22 protein-coding genes and 1 tRNA gene are annotated in these 17,943 nt (G+C 65.4%); 6 read left to right on the forward strand and 17 right to left on the reverse strand.

The annotated features are described in order from the left end of the window. The first annotated feature begins 50 nt into the window (after positions 1–50). Together K0O64_RS23460 and K0O64_RS30245 are read left to right on the forward strand one after the other, a co-directional pair. The gene (locus tag K0O64_RS23460) at positions 51–344 is read left to right on the forward strand and encodes a DUF1398 domain-containing protein (protein WP_225933525.1); all 294 of its coding nucleotides are present in this window, start codon (positions 51–53) and stop codon (positions 342–344) included. A 12-nt stretch (positions 345–356) separates the two neighbouring features. Beyond that, complete coding sequence (locus tag K0O64_RS30245; RefSeq protein WP_286672153.1) at positions 357–461, forward strand: DUF1398 domain-containing protein; 105 nt, start codon at positions 357–359, stop codon at positions 459–461. Here the strand turns inward: K0O64_RS30245 and K0O64_RS23465 are convergent. Together K0O64_RS23465 and K0O64_RS23470 are read right to left on the reverse strand one after the other, a co-directional pair. Further along, positions 454–1,566 carry a hypothetical protein gene (locus tag K0O64_RS23465; protein WP_071949431.1) on the reverse strand — a complete coding sequence of 371 codons (1,113 nt, stop codon included), beginning with the start codon at positions 1,564–1,566 and terminating at the stop codon, positions 454–456. The two genes, K0O64_RS30245 and K0O64_RS23465, sit on opposite strands and share 8 nt — an antisense overlap. Next, the gene (locus K0O64_RS23470; protein ID WP_071949430.1) at positions 1,566–2,483 is read right to left on the reverse strand and encodes a metal-dependent hydrolase; all 918 of its coding nucleotides are present in this window, start codon (positions 2,481–2,483) and stop codon (positions 1,566–1,568) included. The genes K0O64_RS23465 and K0O64_RS23470 overlap by 1 nt, the downstream gene beginning before the upstream one ends. Before the next feature lie 90 nt (positions 2,484–2,573). Here K0O64_RS23470 and K0O64_RS23475 point away from each other — a divergent pair, with 90 nt between their 5' ends. Beyond that, positions 2,574–3,173 carry a TetR/AcrR family transcriptional regulator gene (locus K0O64_RS23475; RefSeq protein WP_071949429.1) on the forward strand — a complete coding sequence of 200 codons (600 nt, stop codon included), beginning with the start codon at positions 2,574–2,576 and terminating at the stop codon, positions 3,171–3,173. Here the strand turns inward: K0O64_RS23475 and K0O64_RS23480 are convergent. The 8 genes from K0O64_RS23480 to K0O64_RS23510 all read right to left on the reverse strand — a co-directional run bounded on the left by K0O64_RS23480 (position 3,157) and on the right by K0O64_RS23510 (position 9,005). Next, positions 3,157–3,945, reverse strand: a complete 789-nt coding sequence (locus K0O64_RS23480; RefSeq protein ID WP_071949428.1) for a bestrophin-like domain — start codon at positions 3,943–3,945, stop codon at positions 3,157–3,159. The two genes, K0O64_RS23475 and K0O64_RS23480, sit on opposite strands and share 17 nt — an antisense overlap. Positions 3,946–3,985: 40 nt before the next feature. After that, entirely contained in the window at positions 3,986–4,390 is a 405-nt protein-coding gene (locus K0O64_RS23485) for a hypothetical protein (RefSeq protein ID WP_071949427.1), read from the reverse strand. Positions 4,391–4,409: 19 nt separating this feature from the next. Beyond that, on the reverse strand, positions 4,410–5,111 hold the full coding sequence (locus K0O64_RS23490; protein WP_425574800.1) for a hypothetical protein: 702 nt from the start codon (positions 5,109–5,111) through the stop codon (positions 4,410–4,412). After that, positions 5,108–5,236: a hypothetical protein gene (locus K0O64_RS30195; RefSeq protein ID WP_047332016.1), complete on the reverse strand. Its 129-nt coding sequence runs from the start codon at positions 5,234–5,236 to the stop codon at positions 5,108–5,110. The genes K0O64_RS23490 and K0O64_RS30195 overlap by 4 nt, the downstream gene beginning before the upstream one ends. Before the next feature lie 14 nt (positions 5,237–5,250). Further along, positions 5,251–6,036 (reverse strand): CbbQ/NirQ/NorQ/GpvN family protein, encoded by a 786-nt coding sequence (locus tag K0O64_RS23495; RefSeq protein WP_071949426.1) that lies wholly within the window; start codon positions 6,034–6,036, stop codon positions 5,251–5,253. Next, entirely contained in the window at positions 6,033–7,535 is a 1,503-nt protein-coding gene (locus K0O64_RS23500; RefSeq protein WP_425574801.1) for a nitric oxide reductase activation protein NorD, read from the reverse strand. The genes K0O64_RS23495 and K0O64_RS23500 overlap by 4 nt, the downstream gene beginning before the upstream one ends. A 147-nt stretch (positions 7,536–7,682) precedes the next feature. Next, entirely contained in the window at positions 7,683–8,330 is a 648-nt protein-coding gene (locus tag K0O64_RS23505) for a hypothetical protein (RefSeq protein ID WP_096312156.1), read from the reverse strand. 72 nt (positions 8,331–8,402) lie between these two features. Then, entirely contained in the window at positions 8,403–9,005 is a 603-nt protein-coding gene (locus K0O64_RS23510; protein WP_071949423.1) for a TetR family transcriptional regulator, read from the reverse strand. A gap of 249 nt (positions 9,006–9,254) precedes the next feature. Between K0O64_RS23510 and K0O64_RS23515 the strand changes: the two genes are divergently transcribed. Next, positions 9,255–9,608 carry a hypothetical protein gene (locus K0O64_RS23515; RefSeq protein ID WP_071949422.1) on the forward strand — a complete coding sequence of 118 codons (354 nt, stop codon included), beginning with the start codon at positions 9,255–9,257 and terminating at the stop codon, positions 9,606–9,608. A 57-nt stretch (positions 9,609–9,665) separates the two neighbouring features. Here the strand turns inward: K0O64_RS23515 and treS are convergent, their stop codons facing one another. Further along, positions 9,666–11,930 (reverse strand): maltose alpha-D-glucosyltransferase, encoded by a 2,265-nt coding sequence (gene treS, locus K0O64_RS23520; RefSeq protein WP_096312157.1) that lies wholly within the window; start codon positions 11,928–11,930, stop codon positions 9,666–9,668. 151 nt (positions 11,931–12,081) lie between these two features. On the opposite strand from treS, the gene K0O64_RS23525 reads away from it, so the two are divergent. Further along, positions 12,082–12,504 carry a PPOX class F420-dependent oxidoreductase gene (locus K0O64_RS23525; RefSeq protein WP_096312158.1) on the forward strand — a complete coding sequence of 141 codons (423 nt, stop codon included), beginning with the start codon at positions 12,082–12,084 and terminating at the stop codon, positions 12,502–12,504. A gap of 1 nt (position 12,505) precedes the next feature. Here K0O64_RS23525 and K0O64_RS23530 read toward each other — a convergent pair whose 3' ends face one another. The 6 genes from K0O64_RS23530 to K0O64_RS23555 form a co-directional block, all read right to left on the reverse strand. Next, complete coding sequence (locus tag K0O64_RS23530; protein WP_225933783.1) at positions 12,506–12,916, reverse strand: DUF5313 domain-containing protein; 411 nt, start codon at positions 12,914–12,916, stop codon at positions 12,506–12,508. 86 nt (positions 12,917–13,002) lie between these two features. Next, positions 13,003–13,075: transfer RNA gene (locus K0O64_RS23535), tRNA-Ala, on the reverse strand. 51 nt (positions 13,076–13,126) lie between these two features. After that, the gene (sepX, locus tag K0O64_RS23540) at positions 13,127–14,194 is read right to left on the reverse strand and encodes a divisome protein SepX/GlpR (RefSeq protein ID WP_096312159.1); all 1,068 of its coding nucleotides are present in this window, start codon (positions 14,192–14,194) and stop codon (positions 13,127–13,129) included. Between the two features lie 145 nt (positions 14,195–14,339). Continuing rightward, positions 14,340–14,993: a GNAT family N-acetyltransferase gene (locus K0O64_RS23545; protein WP_071949417.1), complete on the reverse strand. Its 654-nt coding sequence runs from the start codon at positions 14,991–14,993 to the stop codon at positions 14,340–14,342. 13 nt (positions 14,994–15,006) lie between these two features. After that, positions 15,007–16,263 carry a molybdotransferase-like divisome protein Glp gene (gene glp / locus K0O64_RS23550; RefSeq protein WP_071949416.1) on the reverse strand — a complete coding sequence of 419 codons (1,257 nt, stop codon included), beginning with the start codon at positions 16,261–16,263 and terminating at the stop codon, positions 15,007–15,009. Positions 16,264–16,312: 49 nt separating this feature from the next. After that, entirely contained in the window at positions 16,313–17,233 is a 921-nt protein-coding gene (locus K0O64_RS23555) for a UTP--glucose-1-phosphate uridylyltransferase (RefSeq protein WP_071949415.1), read from the reverse strand. Positions 17,234–17,284: 51 nt separating this feature from the next. On the opposite strand from K0O64_RS23555, the gene K0O64_RS23560 reads away from it, so the two are divergent. Next, a complete protein-coding gene (locus K0O64_RS23560; RefSeq protein ID WP_225933527.1) occupies positions 17,285–17,899 on the forward strand; it encodes a 5-formyltetrahydrofolate cyclo-ligase in 615 nt (204 codons plus the stop codon). Positions 17,900–17,943: the final 44 nt, after the last annotated feature.

Consider the following 17,943-nt stretch of genomic DNA (forward strand, 5'->3'; position numbering starts at 1 on the left):
ACACATTGTCATTTCGGTTTGATGTTGTCATGCTACCCTCAAGTCCGGCGATGCGGAATCTCGACACAGCACTGCGTGACGCGATCGCCAACCGTCCTGCCACACAGGGATTCCCGTACCTCGCCGAGACACTGCGCCGAGCGGGAGTCCGCACGACCACCTGGTGGTTGCCCGCGATGCAGAGCTGCTACGAGACCGAGCTCGGCCCTGTCGTTGTCCAGTCCCCTCCCCTGTTCGACGGCATGGCCGACATCCCGCCCTTCGACGACGTCGCCCTCATGGCCGCGCTCCACGACGATCAGACTGGGCAGACCACCTTTCCGCAGTTCGCCGAGGCGGCATGACGGGCAGGGGTGGTGCGCTGGGTGGTGGCCCTCGATGAACGCACGTGCACATACTTCGGCTCGGGTGATCAGATTTACGTCGAACAGTATGCGGCCGTGGACCTTCCGCTCAGGTGAAGGACAGCGCGAGCCGCTCGAGACGGCTACTCGTGGCGCTGGCGTTCGACGCCACCGCCAGCAAGGCCACCACGAAGCAGACCACGGTGTAGACCATGCTCCCCGTCGGCGTCCCATCGGCGGTGATGCCGTTGTTCGCCGAGAAGTACGCCCCCAATGAGCTGATCCAAACTACGCCCAGTACACCGAGATACAACGGTCCGAAGATACGGACGAACCAGCTGGGCGTGAAGTCGTGTCGGGTTCGGACCCACTGCCGCGCCAGGACCGGTACGGCGATCGCGGCGACGATTGCCAACTCGACAACGAAGATCACGACCTGCGCGGTGGTGTTTGGCTTGTCGCCGCCGAACAGCGACGTGGGGATGCTCAGCAGCGCCAGCCCGACGGGCACGAGAACACCCGCGAGGGCGGTACGCCACGCCAGCCCCGCCCCCGTCGGCGTCCTGCGGCCAACCAGCCACATGACGAGCAGGGTCACCACGATCGGCCCGAGGGTGGCGAAGATGAACACGCTCGTCATCGGCACAGAGGCGAACATCGGGTGATTGATCGGATTTTCGGTGTTCCATGCCCACCAACGCAACTGCGGGCCGAGCTGGTCGAAGATCTCGTAGAAGCAGTGGTGGACGAAGCCGACGCAGATGGCGCCGACCACCACCCCGCGGTCACGGAAAACGCCTAAGCTACGCACGATTTCAAAGGCCAGGGTGACGACCGCGGGATAGAGCGCGATGATGTACAGCGGCAGCCGGTCGAACAGGAAATCGACCGTGAACACGTTGTGGGCGAACACCACTCCCAGTTGGTCCTGGACGCCGAAGAGATTCGGGAAATACAGCGGGATCTCGATGACGAACAGATAGACGACAGTGGCGAACCACAGCGCGAGGTTGGTCGGATCACCGTCGCGACGCCACCGGCGGATCGAATGGGCCAGCGCCAGAACGGCTCCCGCGACCATCATCAATTCCAGGACCGGCAGCGTCCAATTGCTCAGCTCCAGCGGGTTGCGTAGATGAATGAACGCGGGCGCATGCTGACAAGAGAAGCCGCCGAGCGGCCGCGCGATCGCATCGAACGCGGCTGTGCACTGCTGGCCCATCATGCTTCTCCGGCGACCGACGCACCGGTATACCAGCGCGTCACGTCACCGCCGGCTTTCCACCGCGCCAACCACAGGTCGGCGAACTCCGGCAGCCGATCATTGGCAGGGTCGTGAAAAGGCTTCTGGCTCAGCAATACCCGACCGGCCGCGACGAGACGCTCCCGCCGGGGGACGGTCGCGAACGCGTTCGGTGTTGAAGCCCTCCTGCGGGCAAGCCGCTGCATCGCCGTCTGGCGCATACCGAATGTGGGTAATAGCGTGCGGGCATCGACCTTGCGATCCGCCTCGGGCACATGCTCGTTCACACCATCGGCGATGATCCGCATGATGCCCATCAGATGGCGCACGACACCCGGCAGCGCCCTGATCCGATACCAGCTGTCGCCGATCGCGGCGTCATAGACGATCAGCGCCGAACTGCGATGCTCCACTTCCTCGACGAAATGCCACATCAGCAGCGACGCCACCCGTTCGTCGCCGGGCCGGAACAGCGTCGCCTCGTTGTCGAGCATCATCTTGAAGCTAGGCGTGAACGTGGCTTCCAGGTCGGCGATATAGGCCAGACGGAACCTCAGCGGTGCAGTCCTGGTGAGGTGCTCGTAGTCGGCGACGGCAGCATCCAAGGTCTGCTGAAGGCCCGGATACCGGCGGATCAATGCGGAGACGTGCTTGCGATGCGTGCTCGAGTGCTGAGCTTCCTGACGCAGGAAAGCCGTTGCCTCCGAGGCGGCTTCGGGATCGGTGATCAGCGGTGCGGCTTCCTGCACCGCAGCCACGATCATCTGCTCGAAGCAGATCGCGATGATCGAGGTCGCGTTCATGAAGAACGAGAACTGCGGGTTGTCCGGATTCCACTCCCACGGGACGTCTCCGGTGAAGTCGAACTTGGGCCTGCGGACTTCCAAAGCCGTCATGGCATCTCCGTCATCTAGTCATTACACACAATGCTCATCTGTGTGTCATGTGTGTATTCTTGGAGCAACCGGAGGGATGAGTCAAGGCTGATGGCACGAAAGGGTTGGGGCGGATCTCCGCCCGCGGATGACGCCGAGGCGCGCAAGCGGATCATCGACACCGCGCTGCGCCTGGTCGAAACGCGGGGTGCGGCTCAGACCACGATGTCCGACATCGCCGACGTCCTGGGCATCACCCGTCGCACGGTCTATCGCTATTTCACCGGCACCGACGAGCTGTTCACCGCGGCGGCCGAGGCAGCCCTCGACGGTTTCGTCACCCAGATCGACCGGGTCGTCGCGGACATGGACGTCACCAGCCAGCTCGTCGAGGTCGTCGCCTACATCATCGAGCGGCTGCCCCAGCAACCGCAGCTTGCCCTGCTACTGGCCAACGACCGGTCGAACATTTTCAGCCGGGCGATGCTCACCAGAGATGTGATCGCACGGTGCCGCGCGATCCTGCACCACGCCCAGATCGACTGGGATCATCTCGGCTTCGACGATGCCATGATCGATGAGCTGATCGAGTTCCTGTTGCGCATCATCCAATCCATGGTCATCGCGCCACCGGACCCGCCACGGTCGGCCGCGGACCTACGCGCATACCTGCATCGGTGGATCGGTCCGGCACTCACCGGTTCGCGCTGAGCACCGACACCACCTCGTACAACGGGTCCGGCGTTGTCGAGATACCACCGATGTACGGGCGTGACGCTTCCAGCAACAGGAACAGATTGGTCGCGACGATGAGCCCGACGATCGCGATCATCGGGTAGTGCATACCGGGCTTCTCGACCCCGTAGATGACGACGGTGCCCAGGACGAGAGCGCTGGTCAGAAGGATGACCGCCCACAGCGGCCAGGGCGGCCCGGTGTCTTCGCGAGCCGTCAGCAACCGGACGGTGCGGGCCTGGCTCACCTTGTCCAGGTTGGCATATGACGTCGACAGAAGTGTCTTTTGACTGTCGGTCGCAGCATTGACCGCGCGGTAGGCCGCCGACAACTGGGCCAGGGCCGCGTCGGTCTCCGGTGAGCGATCGCCCGTGCCGTCTTCCCACTCTGCAATTGCGGACTTTTCATAGGTGAGCAGGCTCTGGCGGATACGGTCGGCGTCATCCTTGGCGAAAACATCGACATCTCTTGCCATTTCAACTGCGGCCGCACCTTCGGCGCGGGCGTTCGCGTCCGCTGCGCTGATCTGGCCCCACATCGACGACGACACGAAACCGATCAGGAAGGCGTAGATGAAGCCGATGAAGGTGTAGGTGAACTTGGTGACGTCGTTGTGTTCGTCTCGGGTCAACGCGGGAAATCGGCGGCGAACCACGGCGGCGAGCAGCATCGCTCCCCCGGCGATTACGACGATCAGAGCGGCCAGCAGCAGCCCGGGAGGCACGTGACTGACCAGCCATCCACTCATCGGCGACTCCCCCGGTCATCACACGCACGACAGTTGAACTCTAGTGTCCCTGCCGCGCAACGCGTTCGTCGTGGATCCGGACGAGTTCGCGGAATCCGATCCGATGGTACTTCGGTGTCGGCTGGATGCCCCACTGATCCTGGGCGGTGTCCTTACCTTCGGCGCCTTCCGGGGGGCCGAGCGGCGGGTAGGGGAACTTGCACTCCAGCGTGTCGTCGGAATAGCGGACCTTCAGCAGCTCACTGCAGATCTCGGTGAGGCTCAACGTCGGGTAGCCGTAGTAGACCGCCATGAACGGCAATGTGAATGCGCCCTCGACCACCAGCGCGACCAGACACACCAGCACCGCGCGCTTGATCCATTTGTGCATCCGCGCGTAGTACGGCGTGGTGCCGGGCGGGAGGTCGTCGACGGTGTCTTCCGCGACCGGGTTGGATGTCGTCATGTTTACTCCTTGAACCTGTTCAGTCGCTGAAGATTTCGCGGTTGACCGTGTGCAGATACGGGATCGCCAGGAACGGGGTGATGTAGAAGATGTCGTAGAGCCACCATCCGATGACCGGGAAAACCACACCGGCATAGCGCACGTCGGCGTACATGGTCATGTTGAACACGTACAGGCACCAGATCAGCACACCCATCCAGCAGGTGACGATCATCCACTGGTGCCCCCAGCGCTTCATCTGCAGAAACCCGATCGCCGCAGCGCACCGCATCGCAAAGACCGTGAGGATCATGCCGAACACCATGGATTTCTCGCCCGGTCCCGCCGCACCGCCGACCCACGCTTCGTTGTAATGCCAGAAGTAACCGGCGTCGAACATTGCGCCCCAGCCGACCATCAGCACCCGGTTGATCAACGTGTGGTTGGCCACGAGATCGAGTGCCCAGCCGAGGCTGTTGAGCATCCCATCGATCAGCACGAGATACCCGATCAGCGTGACGATCATGGGCCGCACCGAAAATCCGGCACGTGCGGCTTGCCGTTGTAACCACACCCCGCGCAGGAAGATCGGCAGGCCGAGAATTCCCGGCGCCCACATACCCATCAGCGCGGCGCCGGCAATCATCCACTTGTCGGCGCGGCGCTGCGCGAGCCGTGATTGCTCATCGTGCTCCTCCAGGCCGACCGCGCCATCGGTCCGGCTGATCGAGGAGGCTGTCACAAGTCCCACCAGCCGCGGGCGAAGGACATGTACAGCTGGATTCCGAACATCACCAGCAGGTACCCGTAGATCACCACCTGCAGGATGATCAGCGCCCTCTTACGCTTGCGCTCTTTCTGATCCACGTCGGTCCACCTTTCTAGACATCCGCGCCGGCCAGGCAGGCCGCCGCGATTTCACGCAAACCGTCGCTGATCGCACCGTCGGTGCTCAGCGGCGCCAGAATGCAGGCGTCCGCCGCGGCCAATTCGGTTGCGCCGGAGACGATCAATTGCGCAGCCGTAACCAGAACGCGGGTCGAGGGTGGCTCGAAGTGGAACGCCTCCTGGGCTGTGCGGATCGCGACCGCGCAGCGCACCAGCCGTTGCGCCACGGGCAGCGCGACACCGGTTTCGGCGACGATCACCTCCGCCTCCCGATCTGGCGGCAGATAATTCATCGACAGCGTCGCGAACCGCTGCCGGAACGACGGTTTCAGTTCCTTGAGCGAGCTGCGGTATGCGGGGTTGTACGAGCACACCAGCATGAATTCCGCAGGTGCTCGAACCACTTCACCGGCGCGATCCAAGTACAGCGTGCGCCGGTGATCGGTCAGCGAGTGCAGGACCGCGAGCGAGTCGTGGCGTGCCTCCACCACCTCGTCGAGATAGCAGATGGCCCCGGCTTTCACGGCCCGGGTGAGCGGGCCGTCAGTCCACACGACGTCACCGCCGGTCACCATGAACCGGCCGACGAGGTCCGAGCTGGTGAGGTCGTCGTGGCAGCTGATCGTAACGACGGGCCGACCCAGCAGCAGGCCCATGTGTTCGACGAGCCGCGTCTTACCGCAGCCGGTGGGACCGGTCAGCATGACCGGAATGCGTTGGTGGAAAGCCTGTTCGAAGAGCATGACTTCGTCGCGCGCGGAGAAGTAGGTCTCGGTCATACGGTCACCAACTCCCGATGGACATGGGCGAGCACCCGGGGCAGATCGTCGACCCGGCGGATCCGCTGCGATCTGCGGGGGCCGAACACCTCCGGCAGCGGGTCGACCCGCGTCGGGCCGACGCCGACGTAGTACACCGAGACGCCGGCGTCGTTCGCCTCCTCGACGGCATGAGCGGTGTCAGCCCATGCGTAGCGACCCTCGTAACCTTCGTCGGAGATGAGGCCATCGCCGATGACGATGAGCAGGCGCCATTCCGAGGGCTGTGCCAGGAGCCGACTTGTCAAGTGCCGCAACGGTGCGCCGAGGCGGGTGTAACCGCCGGTCGTCAGACCCAGCTTGCTGGGTGGTGCGAACCGTGGGTCGTCGAAGTCCTTGAGGCACCGCACCTCGACCCGGTGTCGGGTGTTGCCGGTGAAGACGAACACGCCGTGGCGCTCCCTGGCGAGGTTCATCGCCCGCGATAGCGCATCGGCGCAGGCCAATTCGAGTCGGAAGATCCGGCCGCCCTGAGCTCCGAGAGACGAGCTGCCGTCCAGCAGCAGAGCGGTGGTGACGTCGCGGCTGACCGGCGACAACTCTCGGAAGATCCGGGGCTCGGCGGCCGCGCCGGTGGTGAGGTCAAGGTAGTGGCTGACGTACTCCTCGACGTCGACGTCGGAACCATCTTCGAGCCGGCTTCTCATGGCCCGATGGGTGTGCTCTTCGAACCACTTCCGTAGATCGACGCTGCCGGCAATGGCCTCCCGATCCCGACCGGCGTGGGAATGCTCCAGCACCGCAACATGATTGGGCATGAAGCGCTTGGTCCAGGCATTCCATTCCGGATACGGGATCCCGGGCCGATGCTCGGGAGTGATGTCCGCGTCGTTGTCCTGGGGCCGGCTCGGCGGCGGCAGGTTGGAGTTGCGGACGCCACCGTCCCCGCCGACCGGCACCGAGTAGGGACGGGGCATACGTTTCTGCGTCGATGTCCACGGCATACGGCCGAATGTCCGGCGCAGCGTGTCGCTCAACCCGTTCGGGGCGGTGTAGGCCAGCGGTAATCCACCGAGCAACGGGTCGACGTGCACCTGTCTGTCTCGGTGCGCCAACGCTATTGCACGCTCAAGCATCTCGTCAGCCGTCATGTCGGCCGGCAGCATGTCGAGGTCGGGTAGCGCTCGTCGCATCTCGGCGATCAGGCCCGGCCAGCAAGAGGCGATCCACCCGGAGGCGACACCGGCCTCGACGAGCGTGAGCGCACGCAACTCTCGGGCCGACAGCTCGCTCAACCGATAGCCGGTGATGCGTTCCTTCGACGGCGAACATTGCAGTGCCACAGCGCAGGTGAGGATGCGGCGGGTCCACTGCGGACGAGGCGGGTAGGGAACGTGGACGTAGTCCAGTGTCGCGTTCAGCCCGAAGCTGCGCTGCTGTCCGGTGACGAGGCGGACGCCGTCCCGACGTTGGTGGCTCAAGGCGACCGCAGTGACGGCGCAGCTGCGTTCGAGCGCCATCGCGCGGGGGTCGGACAGTTCTGTCACGGCGCTCAGAAGGTGCCGATGTTGGAGAACATCCAGTACCAGAACGCGATGATCGCGATGGTGCCGCCCCACGCGCCTACGTATCGCAGGATCTCCCAGAGATATGCCATGGGTTGCCTCCTAGTCGGTGAAGATTTCGCGGTTGACCGTGTGCAGATACGGGATCGCCAGGAACGGCGTGATGTAGAAGATGTCGTAAAGCCACCACCCGATGACGGGCAAAACGACACCCGCATAACGCACATCGGCGTACATGGTCATGTTGAACACGTAGCCGCACCAGATCACCACGCCCATCCAGCAGGTCACGATCATCCACTGCTGACCCCACCGCTTCATCTGCAGGAAGCCGATCGCCGCGGCGATGCGCATGGTGAACACGGTGAAGATGAGCCCGACTTCCCAGGCCTTCTCACCCGGGCCGGCCGCACCCCCGACCCACGCCTCGTTGAAGTGCCAGAAGTATCCGGCGTCGAACATGTTGCCCCAGCCGGTCAGCAGCACGCGGGCCAGCAGTGTGTGGTTGCCGACCATGTCCAGCGCCCACCCGACGGCATTGATGGCGGCGTCGATGATCACCAGGTAACCGAGCAGCGTGACGAGCATCGGGCGCACCGACAGACCATGGCGTTGCGCCCGGCGCAGCAGCCACACTCCGCGCAGGAACAGCGGCAGGCCGAAGATGCCGAGAGCGGCCGAACCGATCAGGATGCTGCCGGAGATCAGCCACCTGTCGGCCTGACGCTGCGCCAGCCGGGATTCCTCCATGTGCTCATCGAGTCCGCTATCCGCGGGTGTGGACGAAGCCAGGGTCACGGAAACTGACTATAGTCAGTAAAACTAGCGAGACTCAATACTGCGCAGAGTTCTCACCACGTAGTCGTCGATCATCGCGCGTTGCGCCGGCCAGTCGTGCGTGGTCGTCAACAACGCGTAGAGGCCGAGGAGGAAAAACACGGCGCTGTTGATCGGAATCACCGTCGGATCCACATGTCCACGCTGTTGGACACGCTCGATCTCCCGGGCCACCGCGACGACGACGGGGTGTTCCTTGCTTTCGTCAGCGGGGCGGGTTTGCGAAAAGTGCAATGCCAGAAAGTCTTTGAACAAGAGTGCACCGAGTCGGCGCTCCAGGCCCATCACCAGGCGAACGGCCTCGTTGAGGGTCGACTCCAGATCGCGGTCCGAATCTGCCAGATAGCGGTCGAATTGCTTGGCGATACGTTCCTCTTCGCGGCGCTCCAACTCCAGGAGCACGTGTTCCTTTGTGGGGAAATGGAAGAAGAACGTACCGTGGGCGACTCCGGCGGCGGCGACGATAGCACCGACATCGGCGGCGGCGATACCCGATCGCTTGAATTCGGCTATTGCCGCGCCCATGAGTCGTTCCCTGGTTTGGAGCCGCTTCGTCTCGCGTGCGGAAACCTTGTCTGCCACCGACATGCACCAACGATATCGCGCAATTTCAGCACTGAGCTGCTGACTGGAGTCAGTTATTGACGGAGCCGAATGATTCGCCTCCGGTAACGCCCGGTGCCACGGCGCCGATATACCCGTTGGGTTCGGACTAAGCGCTTGAAGATGTGGCGCCTACCTCTACCTCGCCCGTCTCCCGTTCCCGATGTCTGCGAGAACGTGTCGCATGCGAATACCGGCATACGACGCAGACCCGATGACGAAGGAGTATTGAAGATGAATCTGAAGCGAATCGCCGCGAAGACCGCTCTCACCGCTGCCCTCGGCGCCGGCGTCCTCGGTGCGGCCAGCGGCATTGCCCAGGCCGACCCGCACTGGCCGTGGCCGCAGCCCCCGGGCCCGGGCGTCAATGTCGGTGTTCCCGGCAACCCGCTGCCGCCCGGACATGACGGCTTCCCGCCCCCGGGTCACCTGCGGTGGATCCCGCAGGACATCGACGATGTGACGCCGCCCGCGTGGGCGCTGCCCGCTCCCCCGCCTCCGCCGTGGGCTCCGTTCGCGCCGGTGGTGTGGAACGCCAACGCGCAGGTGTGGGGCGTTCAGCTCGGCACCTCGTTCGTCGCCCTCTAGATCACGCTCGCGGCGGCCGTCTCCTCCCGGGGCGGCCGCCGCTCGCGTGAAAGCAGGCTATTCCGAAGGTAATTCGTCGGTCGGCGCGAGTTCGACCAGCAGCGACATCCCGTGGTGCGGGATCATCTCAACTGCGAAACTGTGCAGATCGTCGACGACGGCGATCTGGTTGCCGGTGAACATGTCTCGTACCGTCGCGCCCGGCGGCAGGGTCTTCGATCGGACGGTGCCCGCGATGTCCTCGTTGGCGAAGTTCAGCACCGTCAGCTGGTACTGCTCGGGCTCGTCGAGTTGATGGACCATCACCAGCATGCCGCGATGCGAGACCTCAGGGATGTCGATCTGGCGGCTGGTCGCGATGCCGTAATGCGCGCGTACCCGCAGGATCGCCTGCAACTGGCGCAGGAAGCTGGTGTCGTCGGCGAGCTGCTCCGGGATCGAGCCGTACAGGCTCCGCCCACGCGGCATACCGGCATTCGACTTCATCGCGTCGGGGTTCACACCCATCAGGTCGTGCGCGGCGCGGTGGATCCAGCGGGTGTCCCCGCCGTGCAACAGGTCGGCGACGTCGCCCGCCGGCAAGGTGAGCATGCCGCACAGGTCCCACCCGGACAGCGCGAACACACCCGGCTGCAGCGCATTGAACATCGCCAGCAGCAGATGCGCACGGCGAATGCGATCGATGTCGCCGTCGATATCGTCGAGATCGGTGTACCCCAGCGTCGCGGCGATCACAGTCGCTGTGGTGCAAGCGATTCCGTTCGTCGTAAAGACGCGATTGTACGGTGCCGCCGGGCCGGTCAACGCTTCGGTGAGGTCGGCGCGGACCCGCGCGCCGAGCGCTTCCCCGGTGATCTCGTGGCCCTTGTAGGTGTAGATGTCGTCCTTGTGGCCGTTCGACCAGTGCACGAGCTCGTAGGTCAGTTCGTCGTGGTTCTGCAGCGCGTGCACCAGCGACGCCGGATCCACACCCAGCTCAATGGCGGTACGCAGTGTGAGCCGCAGGAATTCTGTGTCGGCCGTCGCCAGGGCATGGTGATAGGCGGGCCGGTTGACGAAGTCGTAGGACAGATCGGCGCCGGTGCCGCTGGTCTCCTTGATGTCGTCGATCGTCAGATTGAGTTCCTGGAAGGTGAAGCCGCCGAGCTTGCGCACCATGCTGCCGATGAACTGGTTGGCAGCCTGCGACAGCGGATGCCCCTCCGACCACCCGACCGCTTCTTCCCCGGAGGTCTTCTCCGCACCGAGGAATCCGTTGGCGTCCAAACGCAATCCGCCGGAACCGAGGTCAGTCAGCGAGTGCAGGGCATCGCCGATGACCAGTCGCATGCCGGCGAATGACGGATCGAGCCAGTTGATCGAGGGCTGGCCCTCCTTGAAGTAGTGCAGGTACACCCATCGGCGCTCGACTCCGTCGATACCGACGACGGGACGGGTCACACTCCAGTTGGTTTCCTTGATGCCCTCGGCGTAGAAGATGACGCGCTGCAGTCGTCCGATGATGTAACCCGCTTTGTCGAGCCATTCCTCCGTCGCGGCGTCGACGTTGACCGAATCACGGCCCGGAGGGACCTCGGGAAGGTGCTCCCAGTCCAGCGGATCGATGTCGATCATGTGGTAGATGCCGGGATAGTCGGCGTACTTCATCTCCGCCAGGCGGAAGTCGGCGCCCTTACCGGTGTGGCCGGGCACGATGTCATCGAGAATCGTGCCGCCGTACCAGTTCGCGGTGCCGCACATCTGGCGGAATTCGTCTTCGGTGCCGAATGCCGGGTCGATCTGGGTGCTGATGCGGTCGAAGTGGCCGTCGACGCTGGGGGTCTGTTGCCAGCCCGAGATGCCACCGGCACGTTTGACCGGCCCGGTGTGGATGCCCTCAATGCCGATTTCGGCGAAGGCCTTCCACATCGCCTCGTCGGCCATGGCCTTGAGAAACGACTCGTCGGGCCGGGTGATCAGCGAAAGCGGGTACGCGGTGAACCAGACCGACGCGGCGTCGACGGCGCTGCGCGGGCTGGGCGTGGCATAGGGGTTCTGCCACATCGAACCCTGCCCGGAGAACTGCTGGCTGATCTCGTTGGCGTCGGCGAGCATCGACTGCGACAGCAACCACGACACATAGGCCTGGTTGTCGGCCGTCGGTGTGCCGTCCTGGGCAATCGACCTGCGTACGAACGGATTTCGCACACGCGGCCGGAAGCGCAGCGTTCGAGGTCGCGCGGGGTGCAGGTGCTCGTCGTACGTGATCTCGGCAGGCGCATTGCCGAGTTCACCCTCGTCGGGCGGTCCATCGTCGGGTATGGACTCCACCGTCTGCGACATGAGACTCCTGACCTTGTCTTGCCTACAACCTTGCCTGCCAAACCCGACGACGCGCCACTCGAGTATTGCCACCGGCGGTGCGGGTCGAAACGCTTCGCCGCTCAACAGCGCCAATAGCCGAACGGCCCGGAGCCCGCCTAGCCTCGACGGTATGGACGAACTCTCCGACGATGTGATCGCGTTCCTCTCCGAGGGCACTCGGACGGCCAAACTGGCCTATGTCGCGGCCGACGGGAGGCCGCTGGTCGCCCCGGTGTGGTTCATCGTGGACGGCGGCGCACTCGTCTTCAACACCGGAAAGGCGACCGCGAAAGGGCGTGCGCTGAGCCGCGACCCGCGGGTGGCAATCTGCGTCGACGACCAGGAGCCGCCGTTCTCGTTCGTCCAGGTTCAGGGCACGGCGTCGTTCGGTGAAGATCCGGACGAGCTACTGGACACCGCGACCCGGATCGCGGCGCGCTATATGGGCGCCGATCGGGCCGAGGAGTTCGGCCGGCGCAACGGTGTGCCGGGTGAGCTCGTCGTGCGGGTGACGCCGACGAAGGTGATCAAGGCCTTCGACGTCGCGGACTGACCTAGAAGAACGGGTTGCTGTTCTTCTGGTGTTCGGCGTCCTGCGGGCGTGGACCGAACCGCGCGATGTAGTCCTGCTCGATTCGCGCGTTCTTCTGCCGTTTCTCCACGTCGACGAGGTTCGGGTCCAGTCCGTGCACGGCAAGGCGATGGCGACGCCAAACTTTGTTCAGGGCAAGTGAAATCGCCAGCGTCCACAAGTAGATCGGCACCGTCATCTCAGCGTGCACGTAAACCGCGTTCTGCTCGACCGGCAACAGCCAGAACGGCGCCAGGATGATGAACGGCGGGATGGCTGCTTTCAGCATGAACCGTTTGACGGCACCGGGTCCCGCAAGGTCGTTGGCGACCCAGTCCCGCATGGACGCGGGGAGTCGTCGGAACCCGTACGAGTACATGATGAGTTGGCCCAGATTGGGCCGATCGGCGGACGTGGCAGCCTCCTCGGTAGCGGGATCTCACCCCGTACCTTACTCGCCGTCGTCGGCGACAATTTCGGTGGAGCTAAGGGGAATCGAACCCCTGACCTTCTCGATGCGAACGAGACGCGCTACCAACTGCGCTATAGCCCCTTGGTCGCTAGCAGGCTACCAGTCCGAGCCCGGCTTGCCGAAACCGGCGACCTACTGGCCGGCCGCCCGCGGCAGGTCGAAGTGGCGGGCGAACGCGACCTCGTCGAGGTGCTCGAAGATCGGGTCCTCGTCGTCGATATCCAGCACCGCGGCTCCTGGACGACGCAGCCGCGACGGCACGACGTCGAACTCGCGATCCTCGGTGTTCTCCACACCCAGCCGCGAGCGCGCCATCCGCTGCTGCCGGCGGCGGCGCACCTGCTCCTCGATCCTGGTCTGACGGCGCAGGTACCCCAGGTACAGCACCGTGACCGCACCGGCGCTGCCGGTGGCCCACCACAGATCCGAGCTGACCGTGAACGACAGCACCGCCGTGACGACCATGATCGCGGCCATCACCATCAGCACCCGCTTGCGGAAGCGGTACTTGCGCGCGCTGACCGCCGCGGCCGTCGTGGACTCCGAACGCCGCTGCCGGCTCGCCCGCGGAGTCACGGTCGTCGCGGGCTCCTCCTCGGCTTCCAGACCCGAAGTGTCCTCGATGGTTTCGTATTCGTCGGCCGTGCCGTCCTGCGGCTCGTCCTCGGCAATCGCCTGGAACTGATCGGTGTCATCGGACTCGGCCGGGGAATCAGCCTCGCCGTCTTCGGCATCGTCGCTCTCGGCGACGGGCGCCTCGACCACCGGCTCCTCGACCACCGGGGCGGCGGGCTCGTCGAACAGGCTCGGCTGGACATCGGCGCTGCGCGCGGTGCCACCGACCGGCAGCGCGCCGGAGTCCTCGTCGACGACATCGACGTCGAGGTAGTCGGGCTCGGCTTCCTCCGTCACCGCGGCCACCACGACCACCGAGCGGGTCCGCGAGGGCTGCTCGTCGGAGTCCAGCTCATCGAACTGGTCTTCCTCCGGCTGCCAGTCCGGGTCGTGCCGATGACCGGCCGACGGACCGCTGCGCTTGAACCGGCGCGATTTGTCGTCGCCGTTGAGCACGCGGGTGGCAAGCGCGACGTCACTGGTGCGTCGGACGTTGTCCCGCTTGCTGATGAGCATCGGCACCAAGACGAACAACCACAACACCACGAGCGAAATCCAGAGCAATGACTGGGGGATGCTTGGCATGTGGCCTGCTCCTTTCCCGTCCAGGCTAGGTCCGTGACCTACGCAACCCGAGACGGCGCGCCGCAGTCAATTACACACTTGTAATTTGCCCTTGACAAGCACCAACAGCCACAAGTGTCACATTAGTAACAAGTCAGCTCGGCAATCAGGCCCAGTGCGCCAATCCGCGGTGCACCAGCCGGCCCGCCACCGACCCCTCGACCTCTTCCACCGTCATCCCCACCAGCAGGTGATCCCGCCACGCGCCGTCGACGTCGAGGTACCGCTGCAGGAGGCCCTCCTCACGGAAACCCACCTTCGCCAGAACCGCGCGACTCGCCGCATTTTCCGTGCGCACCGTCGCCTCCACCCGGTGCAACCCGACCGGTCCGTAACAGTGATCCAGACCCAGCGCCAACGCGCCGGTCGCCACCCCCGCGCCGGTCACCGCGCTGGAAACCCAGTAGCCGATCCACGCCGAGCGCAGCGCCCCGTGCGTCACATTGCCGATCGTGAGCTGACCACAGAACTGCCCGTCGAGCTCGATCACGTACGGCAACATCCGGCCCTTGCGCGCCTCCGCCCGAAGGCCCGAGCACACCGCGGGCCACGACGAAACCGCATGCCGCACAGTCCAATCCACCTCAGCCGTCGGCTCCCACGGCTCGAGATGTCGGCGGTCGGCCAACCGGATGCGGCTCCACATCGCCGCGTCACGCATCCGCACCGGACGCAGCCGGATCACACCGGCGCCGACGCGCAGCGGACCGGCGGACGCCGGCCAGCCCGGGTGCAGAGAACTGTTACGCCACAAGTTCACAGGTCTCCGCGGTTCAGCCTCGTTGCGCCAGGAAGGCGACGTCGACGAGTTCGCCGGTTCGGACCTGATCGACCTCGGTCGGCACCACCACCAAGCAGTTGGCCTCGGCCAGCGTCGCCAGAAGATGCGACGAGGCGCCCGGGGCGCCGCCGAGCGCCTGCACCAGATATTCGCCGGTGTCCTGGTCACGCATCAGCTGTCCCCGCAGGAAGCCCTTGCGTCCGGGTACCGAGGAAATCGGCGACAACGCCCGAGCCTGTACGACACGCCGAAGCGACTGCCGCTTACCCAGCGACAGCCGGATCAGCGGGCGAACCATGACCTCGAACACCACCAGCGCGCTGACCGGATTGGCCGGCAACAGGAACGTCGGCACCCCCTCGCGGCCCAGCTGGCCGAAGCCCTGAACCGACCCGGGGTGCATGGCGATCCGGGTGACTTCCATATCGCCGAGCTTGGACAGCACCGCGCGCACATTCTCGGCCGCCGCGCCGCCGACCGCACCGGCGATCACCACCAACTCCGCGCGGTTCAGCTGGCCCTCGACAGCCTCGCGTAGGGCTTTGGGATCGGTGCTGACGATGCCCAGCCGGTTCACCTCGGCACCCGCATCGCGCGCCGCGGCGGCGATCGCATAGGAGTTGACGTCGTAGACCTGGCCGTTGCCTGGCGTTCGGGAGATGTCGACCAGCTCGCCGCCGACGCTCATCACGGTCACCCGGGGGCGGGGATGCACCAGCACCCGTTCGCGGCCAACCGCAGCCAGGAGTCCGACCTGCGCGGCACCAATGATCGCCCCCGCGCGCACGGCGACATCGCCGGGTTGCACGTCGTCACCGGCGCGGCGCACATAGGCGCCGGACCGCACCCCGCGCAGCACCCGAACCCGGGCCTGACCGCCGTCGGTCCAGCGCAACGGCAGCACGGCGTCGGCCAGCGTCGGCATCGGCGCGCCGGTCTGCACACGGGCGGCTTGTTTGGGCTGCAGCCGGCTCGGCGTGCGTGCACCCGCTTCGATGACACCCATCACCGGCAGGCTGATCTGACCTTCACCGGAATCGTCGTCGGGATCGGCGCCGATGCCCTGGACATCCACGCTGCGAACCGCGTAGCCGTCGATGGCGGCCTGATCGAAGCCGGGCAGCGGCTGTTCGGTGACCACTTCCTCGGCGCACATCAGGCCCTGCGCCTCGGCGATCGGCACTCGCACCGGTCGTGGCGCCACCGCAGCGGCCGCCACTCTGGCCTGCTGTTCCTCTACCGAACGCACCGCGCGCCTTTCTGCCTCGAGCTCGGGTCGCGCGGGCCCGCCGCAGCTCCTACTGTTCGGTCTCTTCGGCCAGGCCTAGGCGCGCCGTCAACCATCGCCGCAAATCCGGGCCATAGTCGTCACGATCCAACGCAAAGTCAACCGCAGCCTTCAAGTACCCGCCGGGATTTCCCAAGTCGTGTCGAGAGCCGCGGTGCACCACGACATGCACCGGATGCCCTTCCTTGATCAGCAACTCGATGGCATCGGTCAGCTGGATCTCGCCGCCGACTCCGCGGTCGACGCGGCGTAGCGCGTCGAAGATCGCGCGGTCCAATATGTAGCGACCGGCCGCCGCGAACCGCGACGGCGCGTCTTCGAGCTTGGGCTTCTCCACCATGCCGTTGACCTTGAGCACGTTCGGGTTTGCCGCGTCGGGAACCGGCTCGACGTCGAAAACGCCGTAGGAGCTGACTTCCTCGTCGGACACCTCGATCGCGCACAGCACCGTGCCGCCGCGCTTGGCGCGCACCTTCGCCATTGTCTCCAGCACACCGGTCGGCAACACCAGGTCATCCGGCAGCAGCACCGAGATGGCGTCCTCGTCCGGGGAGAGCACCGACTCGACGCATCCGACGGCGTGGCCCAGGCCCAGCGGCTCGTGCTGCACCACCGACTCGACCTTGATCAGGGCCGGCGCGCGGCGCACCTTCTCCAGCATCGCCTTCTTACCGCGGGCCTCCAGCGTGCCCTCGAGCACCAGGTCCTCCACGAAGTGGGCGACCACGCTGTCCTTGCCCTCAGAAGTGACGATCACCAGCCGCTCGGCGCCCGCCTCGGCAGCCTCCTCGGCGACCAGTTCGATACCCGGGGTGTCGACGACCGGCAAGAGTTCCTTGGGAACTGTCTTGGTCACGGGCAGGAATCGCGTACCCAGTCCGGCCGCGGGAACGATCGCTGTCCGCGGAATCGGGACCTCTGGCGGCCTCATCGTTCACACCCTAACGACAACATGTTGGTCCTTCACTCTGGCGGAAAAGAGATGTGCGCTGACATGGTGGACGGCGTGCTCGCCGGTACTAAAGCCCAACACCGGGCCGCCTTGTTGGCGGCGCGCCGGGACGTGCCCGACGCGGTTCGGGCAGCCGAGGCCCTGGCGCTGTGCGAGCACCTCGGCGAGTTCGTGAGTGCCAACGACACGGTGTGCGCTTACCTGCCGGTCGGCACCGAGCCGGGCTCGCCGCAGCTGGTGGACCGGTTGCGCGAGCTGTGCGCCCGCGTCCTGTTGCCGGTGGCCCGGTCCGACGAGGACGGCGGTGCGCTGGCGCTGCTCTGGGGCGTGTACGTGCCCGGCGGTTTGGTCAGCGCCCGGTTCGGCCTGCTCGAGCCGGCCGAGCCGTGGCTGCCGAGCTCGGCGCTGGGCGAGGCGGACCTCGTGCTGGTGCCTGCGCTGGCGGTCGACCACCGGGGTGTGCGGCTGGGACGCGGCGGCGGCTTCTACGACCGGTCGTTGCCGATCTGCCGACCCACCACCAAGCTCATCGCGGTGGTCCGCGACGCCGAAGTTGTCGACGAACTGCCCAGCGAACCTCATGACGTTCGAATGACCCATGTCCTCACCCCCAAACACGGTCTGTTTGCGCTGGCCAACACCTAGTGCAGGCATCGGCCTACCATGCACCCCAACACGCCCCCTCGCAG

It is taken from the genome of Mycolicibacterium pallens, from assembly GCF_019456675.1.
Taxonomy (GTDB): domain Bacteria; phylum Actinomycetota; class Actinomycetes; order Mycobacteriales; family Mycobacteriaceae; genus Mycobacterium; species Mycobacterium crocinum.